This is a genomic window from Natronorubrum halalkaliphilum (assembly GCF_009834785.1).
Taxonomy (GTDB): Archaea; Halobacteriota; Halobacteria; order Halobacteriales; family Natrialbaceae; genus Natronorubrum; species Natronorubrum halalkaliphilum.
The window spans coordinates 1-18,512 of sequence record NZ_WUYX01000044.1 but is presented as its reverse complement, the minus strand read 5'-3'; the positions used below and the strand labels follow the sequence as shown (position 1 = coordinate 18,512).

19 protein-coding genes, 2 tRNA genes and 1 other RNA gene are annotated in these 18,512 nt (G+C 64.4%); 12 read left to right on the top strand and 10 right to left on the bottom strand.

Annotation, left to right across the window (positions count from 1 at the left end; genetic code table 11):
- Positions 1 to 6: 6 nt before the first annotated feature.
- From GS429_RS21915 to GS429_RS14215, 3 genes are all read right to left on the bottom strand, one after another.
- Positions 7 to 159, bottom strand: coding sequence for a hypothetical protein (locus GS429_RS21915; RefSeq protein ID WP_201294024.1), 153 nt, complete (start codon positions 157 to 159; stop codon positions 7 to 9).
- A 57-nt stretch (positions 160 to 216) separates the two neighbouring features.
- Positions 217 to 378: a hypothetical protein gene (locus GS429_RS21910; protein WP_201294023.1), complete on the bottom strand. Its 162-nt coding sequence runs from the start codon at positions 376 to 378 to the stop codon at positions 217 to 219.
- Between the two features lie 334 nt (positions 379 to 712).
- The gene (locus tag GS429_RS14215; protein WP_160066030.1) at positions 713 to 1,291 is read right to left on the bottom strand and encodes a cysteine hydrolase family protein; all 579 of its coding nucleotides are present in this window, start codon (positions 1,289 to 1,291) and stop codon (positions 713 to 715) included.
- A gap of 123 nt (positions 1,292 to 1,414) precedes the next feature.
- On the opposite strand from GS429_RS14215, the gene GS429_RS14210 reads away from it, so the two are divergent.
- From GS429_RS14210 to GS429_RS14195, 4 genes are read left to right on the top strand one after another with little or no spacing between them, the layout of a single operon-like run.
- The gene (locus GS429_RS14210; RefSeq protein ID WP_201294022.1) at positions 1,415 to 3,148 is read left to right on the top strand and encodes an Hvo_1808 family surface protein; all 1,734 of its coding nucleotides are present in this window, start codon (positions 1,415 to 1,417) and stop codon (positions 3,146 to 3,148) included.
- Positions 3,149 to 3,187: 39 nt separating this feature from the next.
- Complete coding sequence (locus GS429_RS14205; protein ID WP_160066029.1) at positions 3,188 to 4,642, top strand: Hvo_1808 family surface protein; 1,455 nt, start codon at positions 3,188 to 3,190, stop codon at positions 4,640 to 4,642.
- A 60-nt stretch (positions 4,643 to 4,702) separates the two neighbouring features.
- Complete coding sequence (locus tag GS429_RS14200) at positions 4,703 to 5,863, top strand: nicotinate phosphoribosyltransferase (RefSeq protein WP_160066028.1); 1,161 nt, start codon at positions 4,703 to 4,705, stop codon at positions 5,861 to 5,863.
- A gap of 25 nt (positions 5,864 to 5,888) precedes the next feature.
- Positions 5,889 to 6,137: a hypothetical protein gene (locus tag GS429_RS14195; protein WP_160066027.1), complete on the top strand. Its 249-nt coding sequence runs from the start codon at positions 5,889 to 5,891 to the stop codon at positions 6,135 to 6,137.
- A gap of 37 nt (positions 6,138 to 6,174) precedes the next feature.
- On the opposite strand, the gene GS429_RS14190 is transcribed toward GS429_RS14195, so the two are convergent.
- Positions 6,175 to 7,074, bottom strand: coding sequence for an ABC transporter permease (locus tag GS429_RS14190; protein ID WP_160066026.1), 900 nt, complete (start codon positions 7,072 to 7,074; stop codon positions 6,175 to 6,177).
- Positions 7,071 to 8,105 (bottom strand): ABC transporter ATP-binding protein, encoded by a 1,035-nt coding sequence (locus GS429_RS14185; protein WP_160066025.1) that lies wholly within the window; start codon positions 8,103 to 8,105, stop codon positions 7,071 to 7,073. Before GS429_RS14185 ends, GS429_RS14190 begins: the two co-directional genes overlap by 4 nt.
- 464 nt (positions 8,106 to 8,569) lie before the next feature.
- On the opposite strand from GS429_RS14185, the gene GS429_RS14180 reads away from it, so the two are divergent.
- Genes GS429_RS14180 through GS429_RS14170 form a run of 3 tightly spaced genes read left to right on the top strand, consistent with a single transcriptional unit; the run spans position 8,570 to position 9,688 of the window.
- Positions 8,570 to 8,926: a helix-turn-helix domain-containing protein gene (locus GS429_RS14180; protein WP_160066024.1), complete on the top strand. Its 357-nt coding sequence runs from the start codon at positions 8,570 to 8,572 to the stop codon at positions 8,924 to 8,926.
- Entirely contained in the window at positions 8,923 to 9,405 is a 483-nt protein-coding gene (locus GS429_RS14175) for a DUF7521 family protein (RefSeq protein ID WP_201294021.1), read from the top strand. The genes GS429_RS14180 and GS429_RS14175 overlap by 4 nt, the downstream gene beginning before the upstream one ends.
- 10 nt (positions 9,406 to 9,415) lie before the next feature.
- Entirely contained in the window at positions 9,416 to 9,688 is a 273-nt protein-coding gene (locus GS429_RS14170) for a DUF7521 family protein (protein ID WP_160066023.1), read from the top strand.
- A 219-nt stretch (positions 9,689 to 9,907) separates the two neighbouring features.
- Here GS429_RS14170 and GS429_RS14165 read toward each other — a convergent pair whose 3' ends face one another.
- Positions 9,908 to 10,507: a TIGR00296 family protein gene (locus GS429_RS14165; RefSeq protein ID WP_160066022.1), complete on the bottom strand. Its 600-nt coding sequence runs from the start codon at positions 10,505 to 10,507 to the stop codon at positions 9,908 to 9,910.
- Between the two features lie 212 nt (positions 10,508 to 10,719).
- Between GS429_RS14165 and rnpB the strand changes: the two genes are divergently transcribed.
- Positions 10,720 to 11,128, top strand: an RNA gene (rnpB, locus tag GS429_RS14160) — RNase P RNA component.
- A 92-nt stretch (positions 11,129 to 11,220) separates the two neighbouring features.
- Here the strand turns inward: rnpB and GS429_RS14155 are convergent.
- The 3 genes from GS429_RS14155 to GS429_RS14145 all read right to left on the bottom strand — a co-directional run bounded on the left by GS429_RS14155 (position 11,221) and on the right by GS429_RS14145 (position 13,048).
- Positions 11,221 to 12,135 (bottom strand): lipase family alpha/beta hydrolase, encoded by a 915-nt coding sequence (locus GS429_RS14155; RefSeq protein ID WP_160066021.1) that lies wholly within the window; start codon positions 12,133 to 12,135, stop codon positions 11,221 to 11,223.
- A 108-nt stretch (positions 12,136 to 12,243) separates the two neighbouring features.
- The gene (locus tag GS429_RS14150) at positions 12,244 to 12,597 is read right to left on the bottom strand and encodes a hypothetical protein (protein WP_160066020.1); all 354 of its coding nucleotides are present in this window, start codon (positions 12,595 to 12,597) and stop codon (positions 12,244 to 12,246) included.
- A gap of 378 nt (positions 12,598 to 12,975) precedes the next feature.
- Positions 12,976 to 13,048 (bottom strand) — tRNA-Arg (locus GS429_RS14145).
- Positions 13,049 to 13,370: 322 nt separating this feature from the next.
- Here GS429_RS14145 and GS429_RS14140 point away from each other — a divergent pair.
- From GS429_RS14140 to GS429_RS14130, 3 genes are all read left to right on the top strand, one after another.
- Positions 13,371 to 14,840, top strand: coding sequence for a single-stranded DNA binding protein (locus tag GS429_RS14140; protein ID WP_160066019.1), 1,470 nt, complete (start codon positions 13,371 to 13,373; stop codon positions 14,838 to 14,840).
- Between the two features lie 66 nt (positions 14,841 to 14,906).
- On the top strand, positions 14,907 to 15,338 hold the full coding sequence (locus GS429_RS14135) for a histone (protein ID WP_160066018.1): 432 nt from the start codon (positions 14,907 to 14,909) through the stop codon (positions 15,336 to 15,338).
- 1 nt (position 15,339) lies between these two features.
- Positions 15,340 to 16,380: a histone deacetylase family protein gene (locus GS429_RS14130; RefSeq protein WP_160066017.1), complete on the top strand. Its 1,041-nt coding sequence runs from the start codon at positions 15,340 to 15,342 to the stop codon at positions 16,378 to 16,380.
- A 207-nt stretch (positions 16,381 to 16,587) separates the two neighbouring features.
- Here GS429_RS14130 and cca read toward each other — a convergent pair whose 3' ends face one another.
- Complete coding sequence (cca, locus tag GS429_RS14125) at positions 16,588 to 18,039, bottom strand: CCA tRNA nucleotidyltransferase (RefSeq protein WP_160066016.1); 1,452 nt, start codon at positions 18,037 to 18,039, stop codon at positions 16,588 to 16,590.
- A gap of 95 nt (positions 18,040 to 18,134) precedes the next feature.
- Here cca and GS429_RS14120 point away from each other — a divergent pair.
- Positions 18,135 to 18,207 (top strand) — tRNA-Asn (locus GS429_RS14120).
- The last annotated feature ends 305 nt before the right edge of the window (positions 18,208 to 18,512 follow it).

Here is an 18,512-nt window from a genome sequence, read left to right as displayed (position 1 = left end):
GTGATTTCAGCCCTCGAGGCCGGGCTGTTCGTCGATTCGAGCGTCGCGGTTCCGGTAACGCAGCCAGGCGCGTCCGTGGAGGTAGCAGCCGATCGCCGCGACGGCGACGAAGTAGCAATAGATCGCCGCCTCGACGACTGGAGGGACCGATTCGAGCATCAACAGCTAGTTCGGCCGCGTTCGGAATACGAGTCCACCTGCAGTGAGACAGGCTTGTTAAGCGTTCGTGATCATCCAGTAGCGCACGCCGAGATAGACCATGACGATACCGAACGTGACCGCGAACAGCGGCGAGCCGTCCATGGCCGCATAGACCAGAGCGACCGCGTTCAGTGCGATTCCGAAGAGGTACATCGATCGCATTCGACGGGCGTTCATGCAGTCTCACCGGTGCCGTCGTCGGTGCCGGGGGGATTTGGACCCGCTTCAGTGCCAGTGTCCGTACCGGTTGTCGCTCGCTCGAGTCGCCCCCTCCGTGCGGGCCGAGATAGTGCCATACTCGCCGTTAGTGCGGGCCGGTGAAAACAGTCACACTTCTCGGCGGGTCGGCTGTCTTCCGGAGGTCGAGTGTTGCGTGTCGAGTATCGAGGGTGGTGTTGCGTGTCGAGTGGCGGGCGTGTGCCACCGAAAGCGACGCAGTACGGAACCAACACGAGGGAAACGCGAAACGCCGGATCCGAGGCCGACACAACGCGAGACCATCCACTCCCGCTCACTCCCCGGCGAATTCGAGGTCGTCGCGCACGGCGACCTCGCCGAACAGCCAGCCGGCGTGGTCGATCGCGTACTCCTTGTGCTCGTCTTCGATCGCGCCGATGCAGTCCTCGACCATGATCGGCCGGAAATCACGCAAGCCGGCGCTGCCACCGGTGTGGAGCACGCAGACGTTCGCAAGCGTGCCACAGAGCACGAGATCGTCGATTCCGCGGGCGTTTAGCCAGCTCTCGAGTTCCGTGTTGTAGAAGGCGTCGTAGGTGTGTTTCTCAACGACGTGATCGGCCGGCTCGACGGCCAGTTCGTCGACGATCTCGGCCTCCCAGGAGCCCTCGAGGACGTGTTCGCCCCACTGCTCGAACTCGTCGTAGTAGTGTGCGTCGTCGAACTGTTCGGGCGGGTGGACGTCGCGGGTGAAGATCACCTGCGTCCCGACCTCCCGGGCCCGCTTGACGAGGTCGGCGATCGGTTCGATAACCGCCTCGCTGCCCGGCGCGTACAGCGAGCCGTCGGGATGGCAGAACCCGTTTTGCATGTCGACGACCACGACCGCCGTGCTGTCTGGCTCGAGGTGCATACGTGAGTGTACGAAGGGGTTCCCAAAAACGTTCATGACGCCGAAGCGAGTCGATCGTTCGAGGAGTTCGCTGATCAGCGACCTTTTTGCACTCGCCTTCGTATGTGTGGGTATCCCGCCCAAATGACGGCAACACTCACGCGGACGCGACTTCTCGCCTCCCTTCTCGCGGTGTCGGCGATCGTTCTGGTGCTGATCGCGGCCGGCGGCGTCGTCCCGGGACTGTTCTCGGACGATTCGTCGGACCGCCCCGACGAACCGACCACCGAAGGGACCGTCGGCTACGTCGACGGCTACTGGTACGACGACGAACTGTCCGTCGACGACCGCGACGACGCCGTGCTCGAGGACGACGAACTCGATGCGGTCGTCGCCCGATCGATGGCGCGCGTCGAGGAGATTCGGAACCTGACCTTCGAGGACGACGTCCCGGTCGACGTCATCTCTCGAGAGGAGTTCCAGACCGAACACGACGATATCTTCGTCGAGTTGAGCGAGGACGAACAGCGCAAACAGAACGTCACCTACGAGGCCCTGTTCATGGTCGACCGCGACACGGACGCCGCGGACGAACTCGAGGCCATGTACGGCGGCTCCGTCGACGGTTACTACGCTCCGTCGAGCGATCAGATCGTGCTCGTCTCGGACAATCCGGAGACGCCCGAACTCGACGAGGTCGTACTCGGCCACGAGCTGGTCCACGCGCTTCAGGACCAACACTACGATCTGACGAGCTACGATCGAGAGACGATCGACCAGGACAACGCCAAGAACGGTCTCATCGAAGGCGACGCCGTCTGGGTCGATACCGAGTACGAGCAACGCTGTGGCGACGAGTGGGGCTGCGTGCTCCCCGCGGATTCGGACCCGGACGACTTTCCAGAGCTCAACTGGGGGATCTACATGACGCTCTTCCAGCCCTACAGCGACGGCCCGGCCTACGTCGACCACCTGCTCGAGACCGACGACGGCTGGTCGGCCGTCGACGCGGCGTACGACGACCCGCCGACGAGTTCGTCGACGGTCATTCACCACGAGGAGCGCGAGCCGGCAGACACCACCGTCGAGGACCGCTCGAACGAGTCGTGGACGCCCCTCGAGTTCGACGGCGAGGTCGCCAGAGAGACGACCGGCGAGGCGACGATGGTCGCGATGCTCGGCGCGAACGCTCTCAGTCCTGACCAACAGCCGTCGGTGATCGAGTCCGAGGCGTTGCTCACCGACGACCTCGGCGGGTTCGACTATGACCAGCCGTATACGGACGGCTGGGCCGGCGACGAACTGGTCACCTATATCGACGCAACTGCCGAGGAGCCCGGGGCAGCCGACTCCGGCTACGTCTGGGAGACCGAGTGGCGCTCGAGCGAGGACGCCCGAGAGTTCGCCACCGGCTACCTCGAACTCCTCGACATCCACGACGCCGAACCGATCGAAGACCGGCAGGATAGCTACGTAATCGACGAGGCGTTCCCCGGCGCCTATTACCTCGAGCGCGACGGCGAGACGGTGACGGTGGTCCGCGCCCCGTCGGTTGCCGAACTCGACGGAATCGTCGACGGTGCCGCGCCCGCCGGTGAAGACACCCTCGAACGCGTTTCGGCGGACGACAGTGCTGACGACGATACCGCGAGCAGTGACGATGACGACGGCGACGACTCCCTCGCCGGCTTCGCTGCACCCGGTGCGGTAGTTGCCATCTCGCTCGCGCTGCTCGTCGCGAGAGCCCGAGTCACCCCTCGAACCCGCGTTTCAGAGCCGTCTCGTCGGTCCGTATCCGCCGATTCTGCCACGTCGATCGCTAGCGAGATCGATCCCGGCCGCGTCGACGACTGCCGTCACGGTCGGGGCCGCGCCTGAGCGACGAACCTATGTCGCCGCCGTCGAAAGACTGGCCACATGAACCGTGGCCGACTGGCACTGTTCGCGGTCGTCGCGCTGATCGTGTTGTCGGGCTGTACGCTCCCCAGTACTCCCGACGGATTCGACACCGACCGAGAACTCGGTCACGTCGGCCACTACGCTCACGACGACGTCTTCGAGTTCGACGACAACGAGTCGCTCACCGAGGATCAACTCGAGGCCGTCAAGTACCGTTCGATGGCCCGAATCGAGGTCGTTCGCGGCCTGAAGTTCCACCACGATGTCACCCTCGAGACGATCACCAGAACCGAGTATCGCAGCCAGCGCGGCCAGCCGGGATCGGCGTCGCCGTTCGCGAACGAACTGTGGCGCGGTGCGTTCATCGTCGACGGCGAGACGGACGTCAACCGCGCGATGAACGATCTCTACGGCGGCTCCGTGCAGGGCTACTACACGAACGATCGGATCGTCATCGTAACTGACGGCGCCGACGGACTGCGGATCGACCGCGAGACGCTGGTCCACGAACTCGTCCACGCCCTTCAGGACCACCACTTCGGCCTCGAACGACACGCCACGACGATCGACGCCCAGCGGGCCGAAATCGGGCTCACGGAGGGAGAGGCGAACTACATCCCGCAGTTGTACGACCAACGCTGTGGCGAGGAGTGGCAGTGTCTGCCCGACGACGACCGACCGCCGGCCGACGGCGAATCCGGCGAGCGCTCGTTCAACATCGGGCTGTTCCTCTCGATCTACACGCCGTACTCGGAGGGGCCGCCGTTCGTCGCTCACCTCCGCGACCGCGGCGGCTGGGCGGCCGTCGACGGCGCCTACGCGGACCGACCGGCGAGCACCAGTCAGTTGATCCACCCCGAGCGGTACCCGGATGACCGACCGGTCGACGTCGAGATTCGGGACCGCTCGACCGACGACTGGGAGCCGGTCACCCGTAACGGCCAGCCACGCTCGGAGACGATCGGCGAGGCGACGCTGTTCGCGTCGCTCTGGACCAACGGCGTCGTCGAGCGGCCGATCGGCGAGGGCGGCAGTGAACTCTCGCCGTACAACTACTCTCACCCCGCGACCGACGGCTGGGCCGGCGACACCTTCCGGGTCTACCACGACGTCGACGACGACAGCCGGACTGGCCACGTCTGGGGCCTCGCCTGGGAGAGCGAGGACGACGCCGAGGCCTTTGCGGAGGCCTACCGGACGCTCCTCGAGAACAACGGCGCGGAACCGATCGACGCCGCGAACGATACCTACCGGATCGGCGACGGGGACGCCTTCGCCGGCGCGTATCGGGTGACGGTCTCCGGAGAGACGATCAAAATCGTCGGTGCGCCTGCAGTCGACGACCTCGAGGACATTCACGGAACGGAGTCGGGATCGGCGTCGATCGAGCGCGTTGACGCGGGTGGGTCGGCCAACACTGCTGACGGGCCGTCCGTAACGGGCCCGGTAACGTCGCCAGCGCCGCCAGCGTAGCCGATCCCGAGGGCGTCGGCAGACGGGGAGCTTATTTGTCTCCCACGGGAAGTCGTCGACATGTCTAACCCGTTCGGAACCGTCCCAGCGGAGGCGATTCTCGAGGGCTCCGCGACGGATGCCTACTTCGAGCGCACTCGCGCGACCCTCGAGCACGCGGAAAAAAACCCCCGCGTCGTCGCCGAGGTGACCGCCGACCAGTTTCCCACCGGCTCGTTCGAGGTCGTTACTGGGATCGAAGACGTCGCCACGCTGTTCGAGGGCCGTAACGTCGATATCGACGCGCTCCCGGACGGGCAACTGTTCGACGGCGGACCGGTCATGCGAATCGAAGGGCCGTACCTCGAGTTCGCCGAACTCGAGACGTCGCTGCTGGGTTTTCTGTCGCAGCCGAGCGGGTTCGCGACGGCCGCACTCGAGGCGCGGCTGGCGGCCCCGGAGTCGCTCGTGCTCTCCTTCGGCGCTCGCCACGTTCATCCCTCGATCGCGACGGCGGTCGAGCGCGCCGCGTTGCTTGCCGGCCTCGACGGCTTCTCGCACGTCGCCGCGGGCGAGGTTCTCGGCCGCGAGGCGGGCGGAACGATGCCCCACGCGCTCATGTTCTGTTTCGGCGAGGGCAACCAGGCCGACGCGTGGACGGCCTTCGACGAGGCCGTCGGCGAGGACGTGCCGCGGACCGCGCTGGTCGACACCTTCTGGGACGAGAAGAGCGAGAGTTTGCTGGCCGCCGAAACGCTGGGCGAGGATCTGGACGGAGTTCGAATCGACACCACGAGTTCCCGTCGCGGCGACTTCCGACACATCATTCGGGAAGTCCGCTGGGAACTCGACGCGCGGGGCCGCGAGGACGTCGACATCTTCTGTAGCGGCGGGCTCACCCCGGAGACGATCCGGCCACTGCAGAACCTCGCCGACGGGTTCGGCGTCGGCAGTCACATCACCGACGCGGAATCGGTCGATTTCAGCCTCGATATCGTCGAAATCGAGGGCAAACCGATCTCCAAGCGGGGCAAGCTCTCGGGCGTAAAGGAGGTGTACCGAACGTCAGCGGGGGGCCACCACGTCGCGCTCGCCGACCGCGAGGGACCCGAGGACGGCGAGGCGCTGCTCGAGCCGCTGGTTCGAGACGGCGAAATTGTCCGGGAGTTCGATCTGGACGAGGCGAGCGAGCGGTGTCTGACCGACGCCGAGATAGTCGGGTTCAGCGAATCAACGGATTGAACTTTTTTCCGTCAACAGACTCGGTATGGAATCCTCGGCAGCATCGCCGCCCTCCCGCGGCTCGATCGTGAACCTGTTGACGCTCAAACTGGTCGGTGTCGGGATCTTCGCGGCGGTCGTCAACTGGTCCGCCCTGATCGTCTCCGGTCCGCTCGGCCTGTTCCGAATCGGTCTCTTCGTACTCGGCAACGTCGTCGTCTGCTGGCTCGTCGTCGACGCCGTCTTCGCCGCCCTCGACCAGTTGCTTGAGTCGAAACTCCACGATCGAGCGTGACTGACTCCGGTCACAGCACCGAGTGTGTCGACCGTCGTCAGTTCAGATCCGCCCGCTCGAACCGCCAGTAGCCGATCGCCAGCGGGACCACGATCCAGGCGAGCAGGACGACGGCGGCGAACCAGTCGCTCAGGTAGAACGGGAGGTCGCCGCTCACGCGATTCGAGAGCAAAAGCGCGTTCGGCTCCTCCAGCGTCTCCTCCGGAATGTCTTCGACCATAGTTTGCCAGCCGACCATCGGCCAGATGAACTGGCCGGCGAGTTCGCTCGAGACCGCGCGGTAGGCCTCGAGCGGGTTCAGACTCAGGAGGAAGAAGTACCACTCGGGGGCCTCGAGTCCCGGCAGGTTACCTTCGACGAGGTAATGGAACGCCGTGACGGCCGGATGCCAGACGAGCGTGAACACGACGTAGCTCCCGATCGCGCCGGCCATCGCCTGCATTCTCGAGGATGCGATCGCCGAGACGCCGACCGCGATGGCGGTGAAGGCCATCCCGAGGAGGATCGTCAGCACCGAAAATCCGAGGAAGGTCCGTATCGGGACGTCGTCAAACAATCCGACCGCAATCACGATGGCAACGAGACACGCCACGACCGATGCGACCGCGATGACGCCGAGACGGCTCAGGAGTTTGCCGGCGAAGACGTCCCACCGGCTGTGTGAAAGCCCGAACAACACCCGCAGGCTGCCCGACTGTCGCTCGCCGACGATGGCCATATAGCCGACGAGGAGTGCCATAATCGGGATGAGCAACAGCCCGCCGATGTTGGCGACGACGCCGATCACCTCCGTCGGCTCGGCCTCGGAAAGGTTGTCGGTCGCGGCCCCGGCGGCGATGATCCCCATCAGGAAGACGAAGACGCCCATCACGGCCCAGATCATCCGTGAACGGATCGCGTCCTCGAAGTCCTTCCGGGCCAGCAGCGCGGTGCTCATCGAACCACCTCCTCTTCCTCCTCGTCGGCGTCGGTGTCGGCGGACACGCCGCCGTCGGCTACCGTTTTCTGGCTCGCCTTCGGTTCGTCGGCCACCGCTCCCTGCTCGCGGACTGACTCCCCGTCGACGCCGGTGAACGCCGAGAAGAGGTCCTCGAGCGTCGCCTCTTCGGTCTCGAAGTCGACGATCGGCGGTCCCGACTCGACGAGTCGGTGGATCGCGAGCGCTTTCGCTGCAGGGTCAGCGTAGGTCACCCGAAGACGCCCGTCGTCGGCCGTTACCTCGGTGACGCCGTCGATCTCGGTCAGCGCCGTCCCTTCGGTCGACGGTTCTCCCGCCACGTCGACGACGAGACTCGAGCCGACACCCGATCGCTCGCGCAGCCCCGCGATGGTGTCGACGGTGACGAGTTCGCCGTCGTCCAAGATGCCGACGCGGTCGCAGACGGCCGCGACCTGCCCGAGGATGTGACTCGAGAAGAAGACCGTCGTCCCGTCGGCGGCTTCCTCGCGGATGATCTCCTGGAACGTCCGAATGCCGTGGGGGTCGAGGCCGCTCGACGGTTCGTCCAGAATCAACAGGTCCGGATCGCCGACGAGCGCCATCGCCATCGCGAGTCGCTGGGCCATCCCCTTCGAGTAGTCGCCGACCGGTCGCTCGGCGTCCTTGAGGTCGAGCCCGACGCGCTCGAGCAGCGCCTCGGGCGATTCAGTCCCGTTCTTGGACTCGAGGGCGAACTCGAGGTGGCGATAGCCCGACGAGCGCTCCCAGAGGTCGAACCCGTCGGGAAGGATGCCGACACGGTCGCGAACGGCGTCGGTCTCGTCGTGCGTATCGTAGCCGAGCACCGTCGCCGATCCTGCGGTCGGCCGGATGAAGTCCAACAGGAGATCGATCGTCGTCGTCTTTCCCGCGCCGTTGGGCCCCAGAAAGCCGAACACCTCGCCGTCGTCGACGGTTAACTCGAGGCTCTCGAGGGCGGTCTCCTCGCCGTAACGCTTCGTCAGGTCGGTCGTTTCGATCGCCGTCATCGGGACACCTCCGGCTCCGGTGGCCGTCGGTAGGGCGTTCGGAAGCCGCCGTGCCCGGGTCGGCTTCGGCGGTCGATACGAGACGCTCCCGTCGCTTCGATCGAATCGGCCGCGGAACGACCGGTGTACCATGTCTCGACCATTGCATGCTGACCGTCGTCCGACAGCATCGTATAAGCCGATTCACAGTTGGCGGGGCGCCAACCGTACCAAACGCTTATATACGAGAACCGGTCTCGAGGAACTCAGTTGCCGGTTCGCGCTCCGCCGTGCTCGTCGCCCGGCGATTCGCCACGCATCCGAACGATTATTGCCTTTCGTACGGGAGTCGACATCGACGTGTCGGCTCGGCAACTGAATTCCGCCGGCGATCCGCAATCTCCGACCAGCGGATCGCTCGCCGTTTCGGCCGCGGTGCGATCGCGGGACCGGCACGCGACCACGACGCGAGCAAGGGGGGAGCGATGACGACCAGCGTCGACCCCGACACCGAGGAACTCCTCACGCTGCTCGAGGACGAGTACGCGCGCACGATCATCCTCGAGACCTACCGGGAGGCCCGGTCCGCCGACGCCCTGAGTACCGCCTGTAACGCCGACCCGTCGACGGTGTATCGACGCATCGATCGCCTGCAGGACCACGGACTCCTGGAGGACCAGCAGCGACTCGATCCGAACGGCCACCACTACAAGGTCTACGCGGCCCGCCTCGAACACGTCGCGATCGACGTCACCGACGACGGCTTCGACGTGACGCTCGAGTACACCGAGGAAGACGCCGCGGATACCTTCACGCGACTGTACGAGGAGTTCTCGGGATGACAGGGTACACTGGCGTGACGGCCGGCGCGCTCGAGGTGCTCCGGGGAGCGTTCGGGTTCAGATTCTTCGCGCCGTTCGAGCCAACGGCCGCGACGCTCGGCCCCTCTCTCGAGGCGGCGGTGTCGGTTCCGACGACGTCGCTATCACCGTCGGCATTGCTGTCGGTGCCGGTTCCGATCCAGGTCACGGTCGAGGGCGGTTCGACGCCCGTCGTGGTCGCCGCTATCCTCTCGTTCTTCGTCGCGACCGTCCTCGCCGTCCTCGTCACCTACCGGTTCGTCGAGGGCTACCGACGGACGAAGGCACGGCCGATCTTGCTGCTCGCGATCGGTATGTTCCTGCTCGCACCGGCGCCGATGTTCGTTCGGCTGCTCGCGGGGAACGTCGCGTCGGTTCCGCTCTCAGCACAGTTGCTGCTCACGACGCTGTCCGAACTGTGTGGCCTGCTAGTCATTCTCTACGCCGTCTACACAACCTGATAACGAGATTATGCCACTTGCATCCATCACCGCCGTCGCGTCCGCCCTCACGGCAGTCCTCGGACTGTTCGTCGCGCATCTCGCCTATCGCGGCTACCGGCGACACGAGAGCCGGACGATGCGCGCCCTCGCGATCGGGATCGTCTCGATCGCCGTCGTCCCGTATCTGATCCTCTATCTGTTCGATCCGATCCTCGACCTCAGCGATGCCGCGAGCCTCCTTGCGATCACCCTCTCGCATACGATCGGACTCGCGGTGATCTATCGGACGTTCGATCGATAACTCATCCGGATCGCTTACCGATATACGTCCAACCGCAGGACATCACGGCTGCGCCGGAACCGCGTACAGCAGTCCGTCGCGGCGGCCCCAGCTTCGACTCGAGACGGCTTCGATCGATACCGCTCGACTCGAGAGGGGAGATATCCGCGTGAGAAGTAACTGTATTCTACCGCTAGCGTTCCGATTCGACCGTCGATACGGTTCCTGTTCTCGTCGCAGTCAGACCTCTTCGATGCTTCCGTCGGCTTCGCGCTCTCGGAACACCTGCCCTTCGAACAGCGTGACGACGACGTCGTCGTCCTGCCAGGCCGTCGGTGCGAGCTTCGCCTTTCGGCAGGTCCGGTCGAGATACTCGCGGGCGCTCCAGTTGTTCTGGACGGGCACCGTCGGATAGAGCCAGCCGCCTTCGCCGCCGTCGATGGCGACGCCGTGGGTTCCGAGTTCGAGATCCGCCAGCGGATCGTCGGTCAGAACGACGTTCTTGACGGTACAGACCGATACGGTGAGGTTCGGTAGCTCCGAGGGTGTCACTTCGGAGCCACACGAATCCTCGCTTGCAGCTTCGATCGCCGCGTCGACGATGACGTGACCGAGTTGCTCGCCCGAGCGGTAGCCGCCGGCACAGCCGCGCAGACTGCCTCGGCCGCGCGTGGACTCGAGGCGGACGAACGCGCCGGTTCGCTCGTAGAATGCCTCGCGCATACTGCCCGGTTGTTCTCGTTGCCCGTGTTGTACGTAAGATTCGACGGATTCGCGAGCGAGTTCGACGGCTCGCGCACCGTCTTCGTAGGAGAGGTTGACGCCCTGTCGCTGGGACATACAACTGTACATGGTAATAGTCGTCCTAAAGCGCTTCCATTCGCTACGACGTTCTTTTTCCGTGGGGACCGAGGGACTTATTCGGCCCACGCTCGTACTATCGGTGGGAGAGAGAGCCTGGCTGCCGCGGCGGATGCGTCGGCGACGTCGCATCCGTACATTGTGGCCATCCCTTCGGGATGCATCACGCTCCTACCGTTGGCCAACTCTTCGAGTTGCCCAACGCACGCGAGGAAAGTCCCCCCACCTGTTCGGGCAGGTGACCGGACGCAAGTCCGGAGCGGGAGACCGCTGGCTCTGGAACAGAAACGACACGTCTCGGCCCGACCGATGATGCGTGCGAACCCGACCGAGAGGAAGGGAAGCTAACCTGCAGAGGGCGTGTGGTCGTTCGAACGATACATGGTTCGAATCCATGGGTTGCGTGCGCGGTTCTTCCCTTCGGGGATCCGAACCTCGGCGACGTAACCGACCACACCCAGACGGCCGAGGATCGATGGAACGGCGAACCCTCACCGGTGCAAGTCCGTGCCGTGGTAGCCCGAACGCCCCGCGGCCTGGCCGCGGACGGCGCGGACGCTCAGCCGAATGCCGGGACGAACAGAAGGGGGCTTACTCCTCTCACCCAGTTTCGATACCTCGAGTGCCAACGTTTTCGAGCGATGACCGTCCGTTCTCCCCTCGAGTGACGACGCTGTTCGAGCGACCGACGATCACTCGAAGTCGTCGACTAGTTGGGGCACACAGCCCACGCCGGGCTTGATGTAGTCGCAGTGGCCGGCGACCTCGTCGGTGACGTCCACGTCGGTGTAGTTCTCCGGCAGCGAGCCGCTGTCATCGGTGAGCAGGCCGGCCTCGCAGTCGGAGCCGGCACAGCCGAGGCCGCTCGAGAGCGACTGCACGTCGTAGCCGTAGCAGACGGCGTCGTCGTTTTCGGAGTGGTAGTTGGCGACCGTCTCGGCACTGGCGTCGATACCGTAGGCGTACTGCCCGTCCGTACAGACCGCATCGTCGTCCGCAGCGGTGCCGACCAGCGCGACGCTTTCGACGGTCGCGTCGCCACCCAGCGCCGTGAGCGCCTCGAGACAGACGCGACCGCCGAGCGAGTGCCCGACTAGCCGAACCGTCGTCTCCTCGAGGTCCACGCGGTCGGACGCCAGCCACAATGCGAGGCGGTGGCCGGCGGTTTCGGTCGTGCTTTCGGCGCGCCAGTAGTTGAGCGTGTCCGCGTCCCAGGACGCGGCGACCACTGGCCCGTCGTAGTCGCTTTCCTCGAGCGCCTCCCGAAGCGTCTCGGCCTGATCGGTGCTGGTCTCGAGACCGCGCCAGCCGTGGACGTAGACGACGAACTCGTCTTCGTCTTCGTCTTCGTCCTCGATATCGTCGAAATTCGACGCCGACGGATTGGAACTGGTAAGGTCGAGTTCCGGGTACTCCGCCGGCGCGTTCACCCAGTCGTCACAGCCCGTGAATCCGCTCGCCGAGGCGGTTCCGGTTGCGCCGGCGAGGCCGGCCCCGCCGACCGCCGTCGCTGCGGTCGTCCGCAGTACGCGCCGTCGGCTGATGTCCGTCCGCTTATTTTCGTCCCGCTGTGCGCTGTCGCTTCCGTCCGGATCGTGTTCAGTCATCGTCCTCGAACTCCGTTTACGGCCGGGTTCGGAACCGAGGGAGGGTAACCGCCCTGTCGGCACATGACGGCCGCTCATGGGGGCCGATCATCCGTCGCTCGAGTCGCGTCACGTCCCGGGGACGCCGACGGCGTCGAACGTCGTGAGACCGACGGCAGCGAGGGTGTACAAGACGACGAGGACGGAAACCCACGCAACGACCGTGATGCCGGCGGCGTCGATCCAGCCGCCGGGGTATCGTCGCTTGACGACCGCCAGATACGCGAGCAGGACGATCACCGGACCGAGGAACGGGATCCAGCCGAAGAAGAAGCCGATGAGGCTCCAGACGATCGCTCCGAACAGTGCGGTAAAGAACGCGTGCGTGTAATCACTGACGTCGGCGATAACGATCGCGCCGATGTGAAGTCCAAGTGCACCGATCAGCAAACTGACGAGGAAGACGACCAGACTGTCAAGCATAGCTGACTGTTCTCGCCTCGAGACCGAATAGGTGTCGCTGCGGAGTTCTCGGGTACTCGACGTACAAGGTGCGAGTTTTCACCGACACGGACGCCTGGCTACGTTCGGCGTTGTCGCATCGGTGAAAGCGTCCTGACGGAGTCTTACGCGAACGAAGTGAGCGTAAGGCACGTCAGGACCGAACCCAAAAGCGGGCGCTGAGCAATGCGAAGCGCCCGCGATAAGTGAGCGTCCTGGCGGAGATTTGAACTCGCCGAGACGTTCCGGGTCGCTCACTTTGTTCGCTTCCCGGGCTGCGACTCGTCTGCTCAAATCTCCGCATCGGAGTTTCGTCGACACCAGCCGCTCGCTCCGCTCGCGGTTTGGCGTCGACAGAAACGTCCTGACGGAGATTTGAACTCCGGTCCCTGGCTCCGCAAGCCAAGAGGATAGTCCACTACCCTATCAGGACTCATCTCTTCATACCCGCGTCGACATTAAAGCCCTTTCGAAAGGAACCGGCCACAGTCCGCCGTTCTCCCCCGATCGTGCGTGTCTACGCCTGCCACAACGGCCGCCTCCGTCCAGCTGACTAACACTCGGGTTTATATACGGAGCCGGGGCAAGCGGCGGTATGCGTTCGGACGCCAATCGTCGGCTCCACGGATGGGACCAGCGGCGGGTTGCGTGGTACCATCCCAGCCCCCATCCCACTGTGAAACGGAGTCGAACACCCCGACGAACACACCGAATGGACAACGCTTATGCGCAGCCTACCCATGCACGAGCATAGAATGAGCGACATCGAGGGCGTTTATGAAGACCTCGAGGCCGACGTCTCTCTCGAGGAGTTTCGCGAGGCCGTCGAGGCGAAAGTCGAGCAGATGGGTGGACTCGCAGACGAGGAGACGGCGGCGATGCTCATCGCACACGAAATCGGCGAGAGCGAAGTCGGTGGCATCGCCGATATCGAACCGGGGATGGAGGAAGCAAAGTTTATCGCCAAAGTGATCAGCATCGGCGACGTGCGGACCTTCGAACGCGACGGGGAAGACGAGGACGGTCGCGTCGTCAACGTCGAGGTCGCCGATGAGACCGGCTCCGTCCGGGCAGCCTTCTGGGACGAACACGCCGAAGCCGCCATCGAGGAACTCGAGGAGGGGCAGGTGCTGCGGATCAAGGGCCGCCCCAAGGAGGGCTTTAGCGGCGTCGAGATCAGCGTCGACGAGGTCGAACCCGATCCGGACGAGGAAATTGACGAGGTAAAGGTTTCCGACACCCACACCGTCGAGGACCTCTCGCTGGGCCTTTCGAACGTCAACCTCGTAGGGCTCGTCTTGGACACCGACAGCGTGCGCACGTTCGACCGCGACGACGGCTCCGAAGGGAAGGTGTCGAACCTCGTACTCGGCGATTCGACCGGCCGTATCCGCGTGACGCTGTGGGACGAGCAGGCCGATCTGGCCACCGAAATCGAGCCCGATACCACCGTCGAAGTGATCGACGGCTACGTCAAGGAGCGCGACGGCAATCTGGAACTTCACGTCGGCAATCGCGGCGCCGTCGAGGAGGTCGACGAAACGGTCGAGTACGTCCCGGAGAGTACGCCGATCGAAGCTATCGAGATCGGCCAGACGGTCGATCTCGCGGGCGTCGTCCGCTCGGCGGATCCGAAACGAACCTTCGATCGCGACGACGGCTCCGAGGGACAGGTACGGAACATTCGCGTCCAGGACGCGACCGACGACATCCGTGTGGCGCTCTGGGGTGACAAAGCGGACCTCGACATCGGCCCGGGCGACGAGGTCGCACTCGGCGACGTCGAAATTCAGGACGGCTGGCAGGACGACCTCGAGGCGTCTGCCGGCTGGCAGTCGACGATCACGGTGCTCCAGTCCGAATCCGCCGAGGGGGCTGGGGCTGCTGCGGCCGACGCGGACGACTCGAGCGACGAGAACGCCGGGCTATCGGCGTTTTCCGGAAGCGGGGACGACGATGGAAACGAAGACGAAGACGAAGACGAAGACGCTGCGGAAACCGAAACGGACAGCTCGGGCGACACGAGTACCGACACGGACGAACCGGCCGACGGCGAAGAGATCGAGTTCACGGGCGTCGTTGTTCAGGCCGGCGATCCCGTCGTTCTCGACGACGGCGAGACGACGATGAGCGTGGAGACCCACGCCGACGTCGGTCTCGGAGAAGAGGTAACCGCACGAGGGATCGTCCGTGACGGTCGTCTCGAGGCAAACGACGTGTTCTGACGCCGCGAGCAACCTCATCGAGCACCTAGGAAAAGCGTTAAGGGCGTTTGCTTCGCGTATCATGGTATGAACGTCGAACTCCCGTTCGCCCCGGTGGATACGATCATCCGGCGAAACGCGGGCGAACTTCGGGTGAGTGCCGACGCGTCGAAGGAACTTGCAACACGGATTCAAGAACACGGAAGCGAGCTCGCCATCGATGCCGCCGAGCGAGCGAGCGAAGACGGTCGGAAGACGCTAATGGCGGAGGATTTCGGCGTCGGCACAGTCGTCAACAAAAACGACCTCGAGTTGCCGGTTGCGCCGGTCGACCGTATCGCCAGGCTGGAAATCGACGATCGGTACCGCGTCTCGATGGACGCTCGCGTCGCCCTCGCAGACATTCTCGAGGACTACGCGGATAACGTCGCTCGGGCGGCGGCGATTCTCGCCCACCACGCTGACCGCCGGACGATCACAGACGACGACATCGAGACGTACTTCTCGTTGTTTGAGTGAGATGCAGTTTGGCTACAGCGAGGTCTGTCTCGCACACGATCCCGGTTCGCGCCATCCAGAGTCGCCGGACCGGTTGCGCGCCATTCGGGAGCGATTGAAAAGGAAACACGGCGTCGAGTACGTCGAGGCCGACCCCTGCGAAATCGACACGCTCGCGGCCGTCCACGAGCGGGAGTACATCGAATCCGTCGAAACGTTCTGTGCCGACGGTGGTGGCAACTGGGATCCCGACACGACTGCCGTCGAGGAGACCTGGGATGCGGTCCGTCACAGCGCCGGCCTCGCCTGCTGGGCCACTGAGGCGGCTCTCGAGGGTGCAACCGGTCGCGATACGCCGTTCTCGATCGGACGGCCGCCGGGACATCACGCGGTGTACGACGATGCAATGGGGTTTTGCTTCGTGAACAATGCGGCGGTCGCCGCCCAACACGCACTCGATGCGGATGCGTACGATGTCGATCGGGTCGCGATCGTTGACTGGGACGTCCACCACGGCAACGGTACGCAGGACATCTTTTACGACCGCGATGACGTCTTCTTCGTCTCGATTCACGAGCAGGGTCTCTACCCCGGCACCGGTGCCGTCGACGAGACCGGAACGGGTGACGGCGCGGGAACGACGATGAACGTTCCGTTGCCGGCCGGGACCAGTGATCGGGAGTATCTCGCGGCGATCGAGGGGCCGATCATCGGCGCGCTTAGCGCGTTCGATCCCGACCTGCTGCTCGTCAGCGCGGGTTTCGACGCCCACCGCCACGATCCGATCTCGCGGGTTCGGCTGTCGACGGAGGCTTACGCCCTGATGACCGACCGACTCCGGACGTTCGCCGACGACACCGATGCGGCGCTCGCGTTCATCCTCGAGGGCGGGTACGGACTGGACGTCCTCGCCGACAGCGTCGCGATCGTCCACGAGACGTTCGACGGCCGCGAGCCGATCGAACCGGACTCGGAGTGTGAGGCGAAAGCGGCGTCGGCGATTTCGGACGTTGCCGACGAACACGGGCTGGATCTCGAGTTGGATCTGGATCTCGACGGCTGATCTTTCGGTTCTCGATTCTCAACTCTCTGTCCCTCCCGGTTTTGCTCTTTGATTCCGGATTCGACTGTCACAGCCGATCGCTCGGTCTTGTTCTGGCTCGATTCATACGGATTGCTGTAACTATTTACCGCCGATCACCAGGGACGTGGTCGGTGATCGGCGGTAATTGACTACAGTAAACCGTATCAGACTGTATCGGTCGCCAGTTCAGGGAGTGGGATCGAAATACCGAGCGAGTTCTTGGCCGAACTCCTCGAGTAGCGCCGCGATCTCGTCGCCGACCAGGACCGTGTACTCGTCTTCGAGTCCCGTCTCGATGTGGGCACCAAGCCCGACGTCGAAGAGCCGGTCGCTCTCGAGGAAGGCTTCGGCCGTGGTGAACTCGCGAGGTCGTTCGGTGACGTACCGGTCGCCGTCGATGAAGGGACCGTAGGCGTCGGGGTCGTCGGCGTAGGACTCGTAGAATCCCTCGGCGTGACTCCGAACGTGGACCGGTGGGCCGTCGTGGCGCTCGACGGCGGGGCGTTCGCTGACGGCGAGTTCGACGAGGATCACCGCGGTGTCGTCGGCGACCGCCGTCGCCCGGAAGACGTCGAAACCGCGGTCGTCGAGCCCCATCGTGATGCCGTCGAGCGACTTCTGTAGCTGGGGATAGAGCTGATCCTCCACGAGGTCAGGTGCGTCGAATCGGATGGCGACGGGCGTGGTGCCGCGACGCTCGAGATGTTCGCGGAGGTCGGCCGCGGTCAGTGGGTCTGGGATTTCGGGTTCGAACAGTTCGATATGGGGTTCTTCGAGGAGTGCGCGCGCGTAGTGTTGAAACCGGGCGACGTTATCTGCCGAACAGACGGCGGCGACGTTTCGCTCGGGATCGGTGGGGTCGATAACTACGAGCGGGTCGTCGAACGAGAGGGCGACATCGTCGACACTCTCTCCCCGAGACGTCGACCCTGTTTTGCGTTCCTTGCCGTGGTCCTCCGGATCGAGTTCGACCTGTGGATGCCAGTTTGCCGCGGCTTCGAGCAGCGGTCTGAAACCGCCGTACTCGCAGACGAGCAGCTCGGTGAGGTAACCGCTGAAGCCCCGCGTTCGGAGGTCGCTACCGTACGCTCCGATTCCCTTCAGGAACTGCTTGGTGAGTCGAACGTCGGCGGCGAGCTCGTCGTCGAGTCGCGCCTCGAGATACTTGGTGTGAAACGGCGTGCGATCGACGGCCGAGCGGATCTCGGTGGCCGACTCGAGGCGAAAGCAGGGGACGACATCGATATCGAATCCCTCGACGGTTCCCTTGACGTAGGGATGTTCGGCGTACTCCTCGTGGCCCTCGGGGAGGGTTTCGTGGCCGACTTCGAGCCCGTATCGCTCGAGGGTTTTGCGATCGAGATCGGGTGGAAAGCGGACGAAGATGTCGATATCGCGGTCGCCGCTGATCCACGTTCCTCTGGCCGTCGAGCCGGCCTGTAGGACGTCCGCGGTAGGGCAGCGGTCGGTCGCGGCGGCCTCGGCGCGCTCGAGGAGACGGTCGGCGACCTCACGGAGGCGTTCGCGTTCCTCGGCGTCGGGTTTGATACGGTCGTGAATCGCGTCAGTGACCGCCTCGAAGTCGTCAACTCCCGTCTTCCGGTCGTTCTCGTCGCTGTCGGCGTCCTCCTCGCTCATTGGGGGTGACTACTCGAGCAGTGCGTGAAAGGGTGTCGAACACGGAGCGGGCAAAACGAAAGCCCTATCAAATACACCCGACTACGAGAAAATGAGCCGAAGTAGCTCAGATGGTAGAGCACCTCGCTGTTAACGAGGTTGTCCCAGGTTCGAGTCCTGGCTTCGGCGCTGTTCTTCGAGCAACTACTCGCGAGGAGCAGTCGCTCCGAGCGAATACACGCGAGAAAACAGCGAAACGAGCTAGACTCGAGCACGCGCTTCCGAGCCAGTCGCTCGCGTCGCTCTTGAAGACCTCACACGAGAGTGGACAACGTTCGTTGTGTGCTCCGGTCCAGCGGGTCGCCGCACGTGGTTCGCACGGTGTGGAGCAGCCGGAGGTTTATATCGAATGTATGTGTTTACCCCGAGGTCTCGACAGCCGGCACAGCGTGAGCCCGTGAGATCATCTCATTGCTGCTGACGACTCGGCGAAG

Excerpts from the sequence above, each read along its gene's own strand:
- GS429_RS14150 (WP_160066020.1), bottom strand. The coding sequence starts at position 12,597 with ATGCTTGACAGTCTGGTCGTCTTCCTCGTCAGTTTGCTGATCGGTGCA.
- GS429_RS14210 (WP_201294022.1), top strand. The coding sequence starts at position 1,415 with ATGACGGCAACACTCACGCGGACGCGACTTCTCGCCTCCCTTCTCGCG.
- GS429_RS14200 (WP_160066028.1), top strand. The coding sequence starts at position 4,703 with ATGTCTAACCCGTTCGGAACCGTCCCAGCGGAGGCGATTCTCGAGGGC.
- GS429_RS21910 (WP_201294023.1), bottom strand. The coding sequence starts at position 378 with ATGAACGCCCGTCGAATGCGATCGATGTACCTCTTCGGAATCGCACTG.
- GS429_RS14190 (WP_160066026.1), bottom strand. The coding sequence starts at position 7,074 with ATGAGCACCGCGCTGCTGGCCCGGAAGGACTTCGAGGACGCGATCCGT.
- GS429_RS14205 (WP_160066029.1), top strand. The coding sequence starts at position 3,188 with ATGAACCGTGGCCGACTGGCACTGTTCGCGGTCGTCGCGCTGATCGTG.
- GS429_RS14140 (WP_160066019.1), top strand. The coding sequence starts at position 13,371 with ATGAGCGACATCGAGGGCGTTTATGAAGACCTCGAGGCCGACGTCTCT.
- cca (WP_160066016.1), bottom strand. The coding sequence starts at position 18,039 with ATGAGCGAGGAGGACGCCGACAGCGACGAGAACGACCGGAAGACGGGA.
- GS429_RS14195 (WP_160066027.1), top strand. The coding sequence starts at position 5,889 with ATGGAATCCTCGGCAGCATCGCCGCCCTCCCGCGGCTCGATCGTGAAC.
- GS429_RS14135 (WP_160066018.1), top strand. The coding sequence starts at position 14,907 with ATGAACGTCGAACTCCCGTTCGCCCCGGTGGATACGATCATCCGGCGA.
- GS429_RS14175 (WP_201294021.1), top strand. The coding sequence starts at position 8,923 with ATGACAGGGTACACTGGCGTGACGGCCGGCGCGCTCGAGGTGCTCCGG.
- GS429_RS14155 (WP_160066021.1), bottom strand. The coding sequence starts at position 12,135 with ATGACTGAACACGATCCGGACGGAAGCGACAGCGCACAGCGGGACGAA.
- GS429_RS14185 (WP_160066025.1), bottom strand. The coding sequence starts at position 8,105 with ATGACGGCGATCGAAACGACCGACCTGACGAAGCGTTACGGCGAGGAG.
- GS429_RS14180 (WP_160066024.1), top strand. The coding sequence starts at position 8,570 with ATGACGACCAGCGTCGACCCCGACACCGAGGAACTCCTCACGCTGCTC.
- GS429_RS14130 (WP_160066017.1), top strand. The coding sequence starts at position 15,340 with ATGCAGTTTGGCTACAGCGAGGTCTGTCTCGCACACGATCCCGGTTCG.
- GS429_RS14170 (WP_160066023.1), top strand. The coding sequence starts at position 9,416 with ATGCCACTTGCATCCATCACCGCCGTCGCGTCCGCCCTCACGGCAGTC.
- GS429_RS14165 (WP_160066022.1), bottom strand. The coding sequence starts at position 10,507 with ATGTCCCAGCGACAGGGCGTCAACCTCTCCTACGAAGACGGTGCGCGA.
- GS429_RS21915 (WP_201294024.1), bottom strand. The coding sequence starts at position 159 with ATGCTCGAATCGGTCCCTCCAGTCGTCGAGGCGGCGATCTATTGCTAC.
- GS429_RS14215 (WP_160066030.1), bottom strand. The coding sequence starts at position 1,291 with ATGCACCTCGAGCCAGACAGCACGGCGGTCGTGGTCGTCGACATGCAA.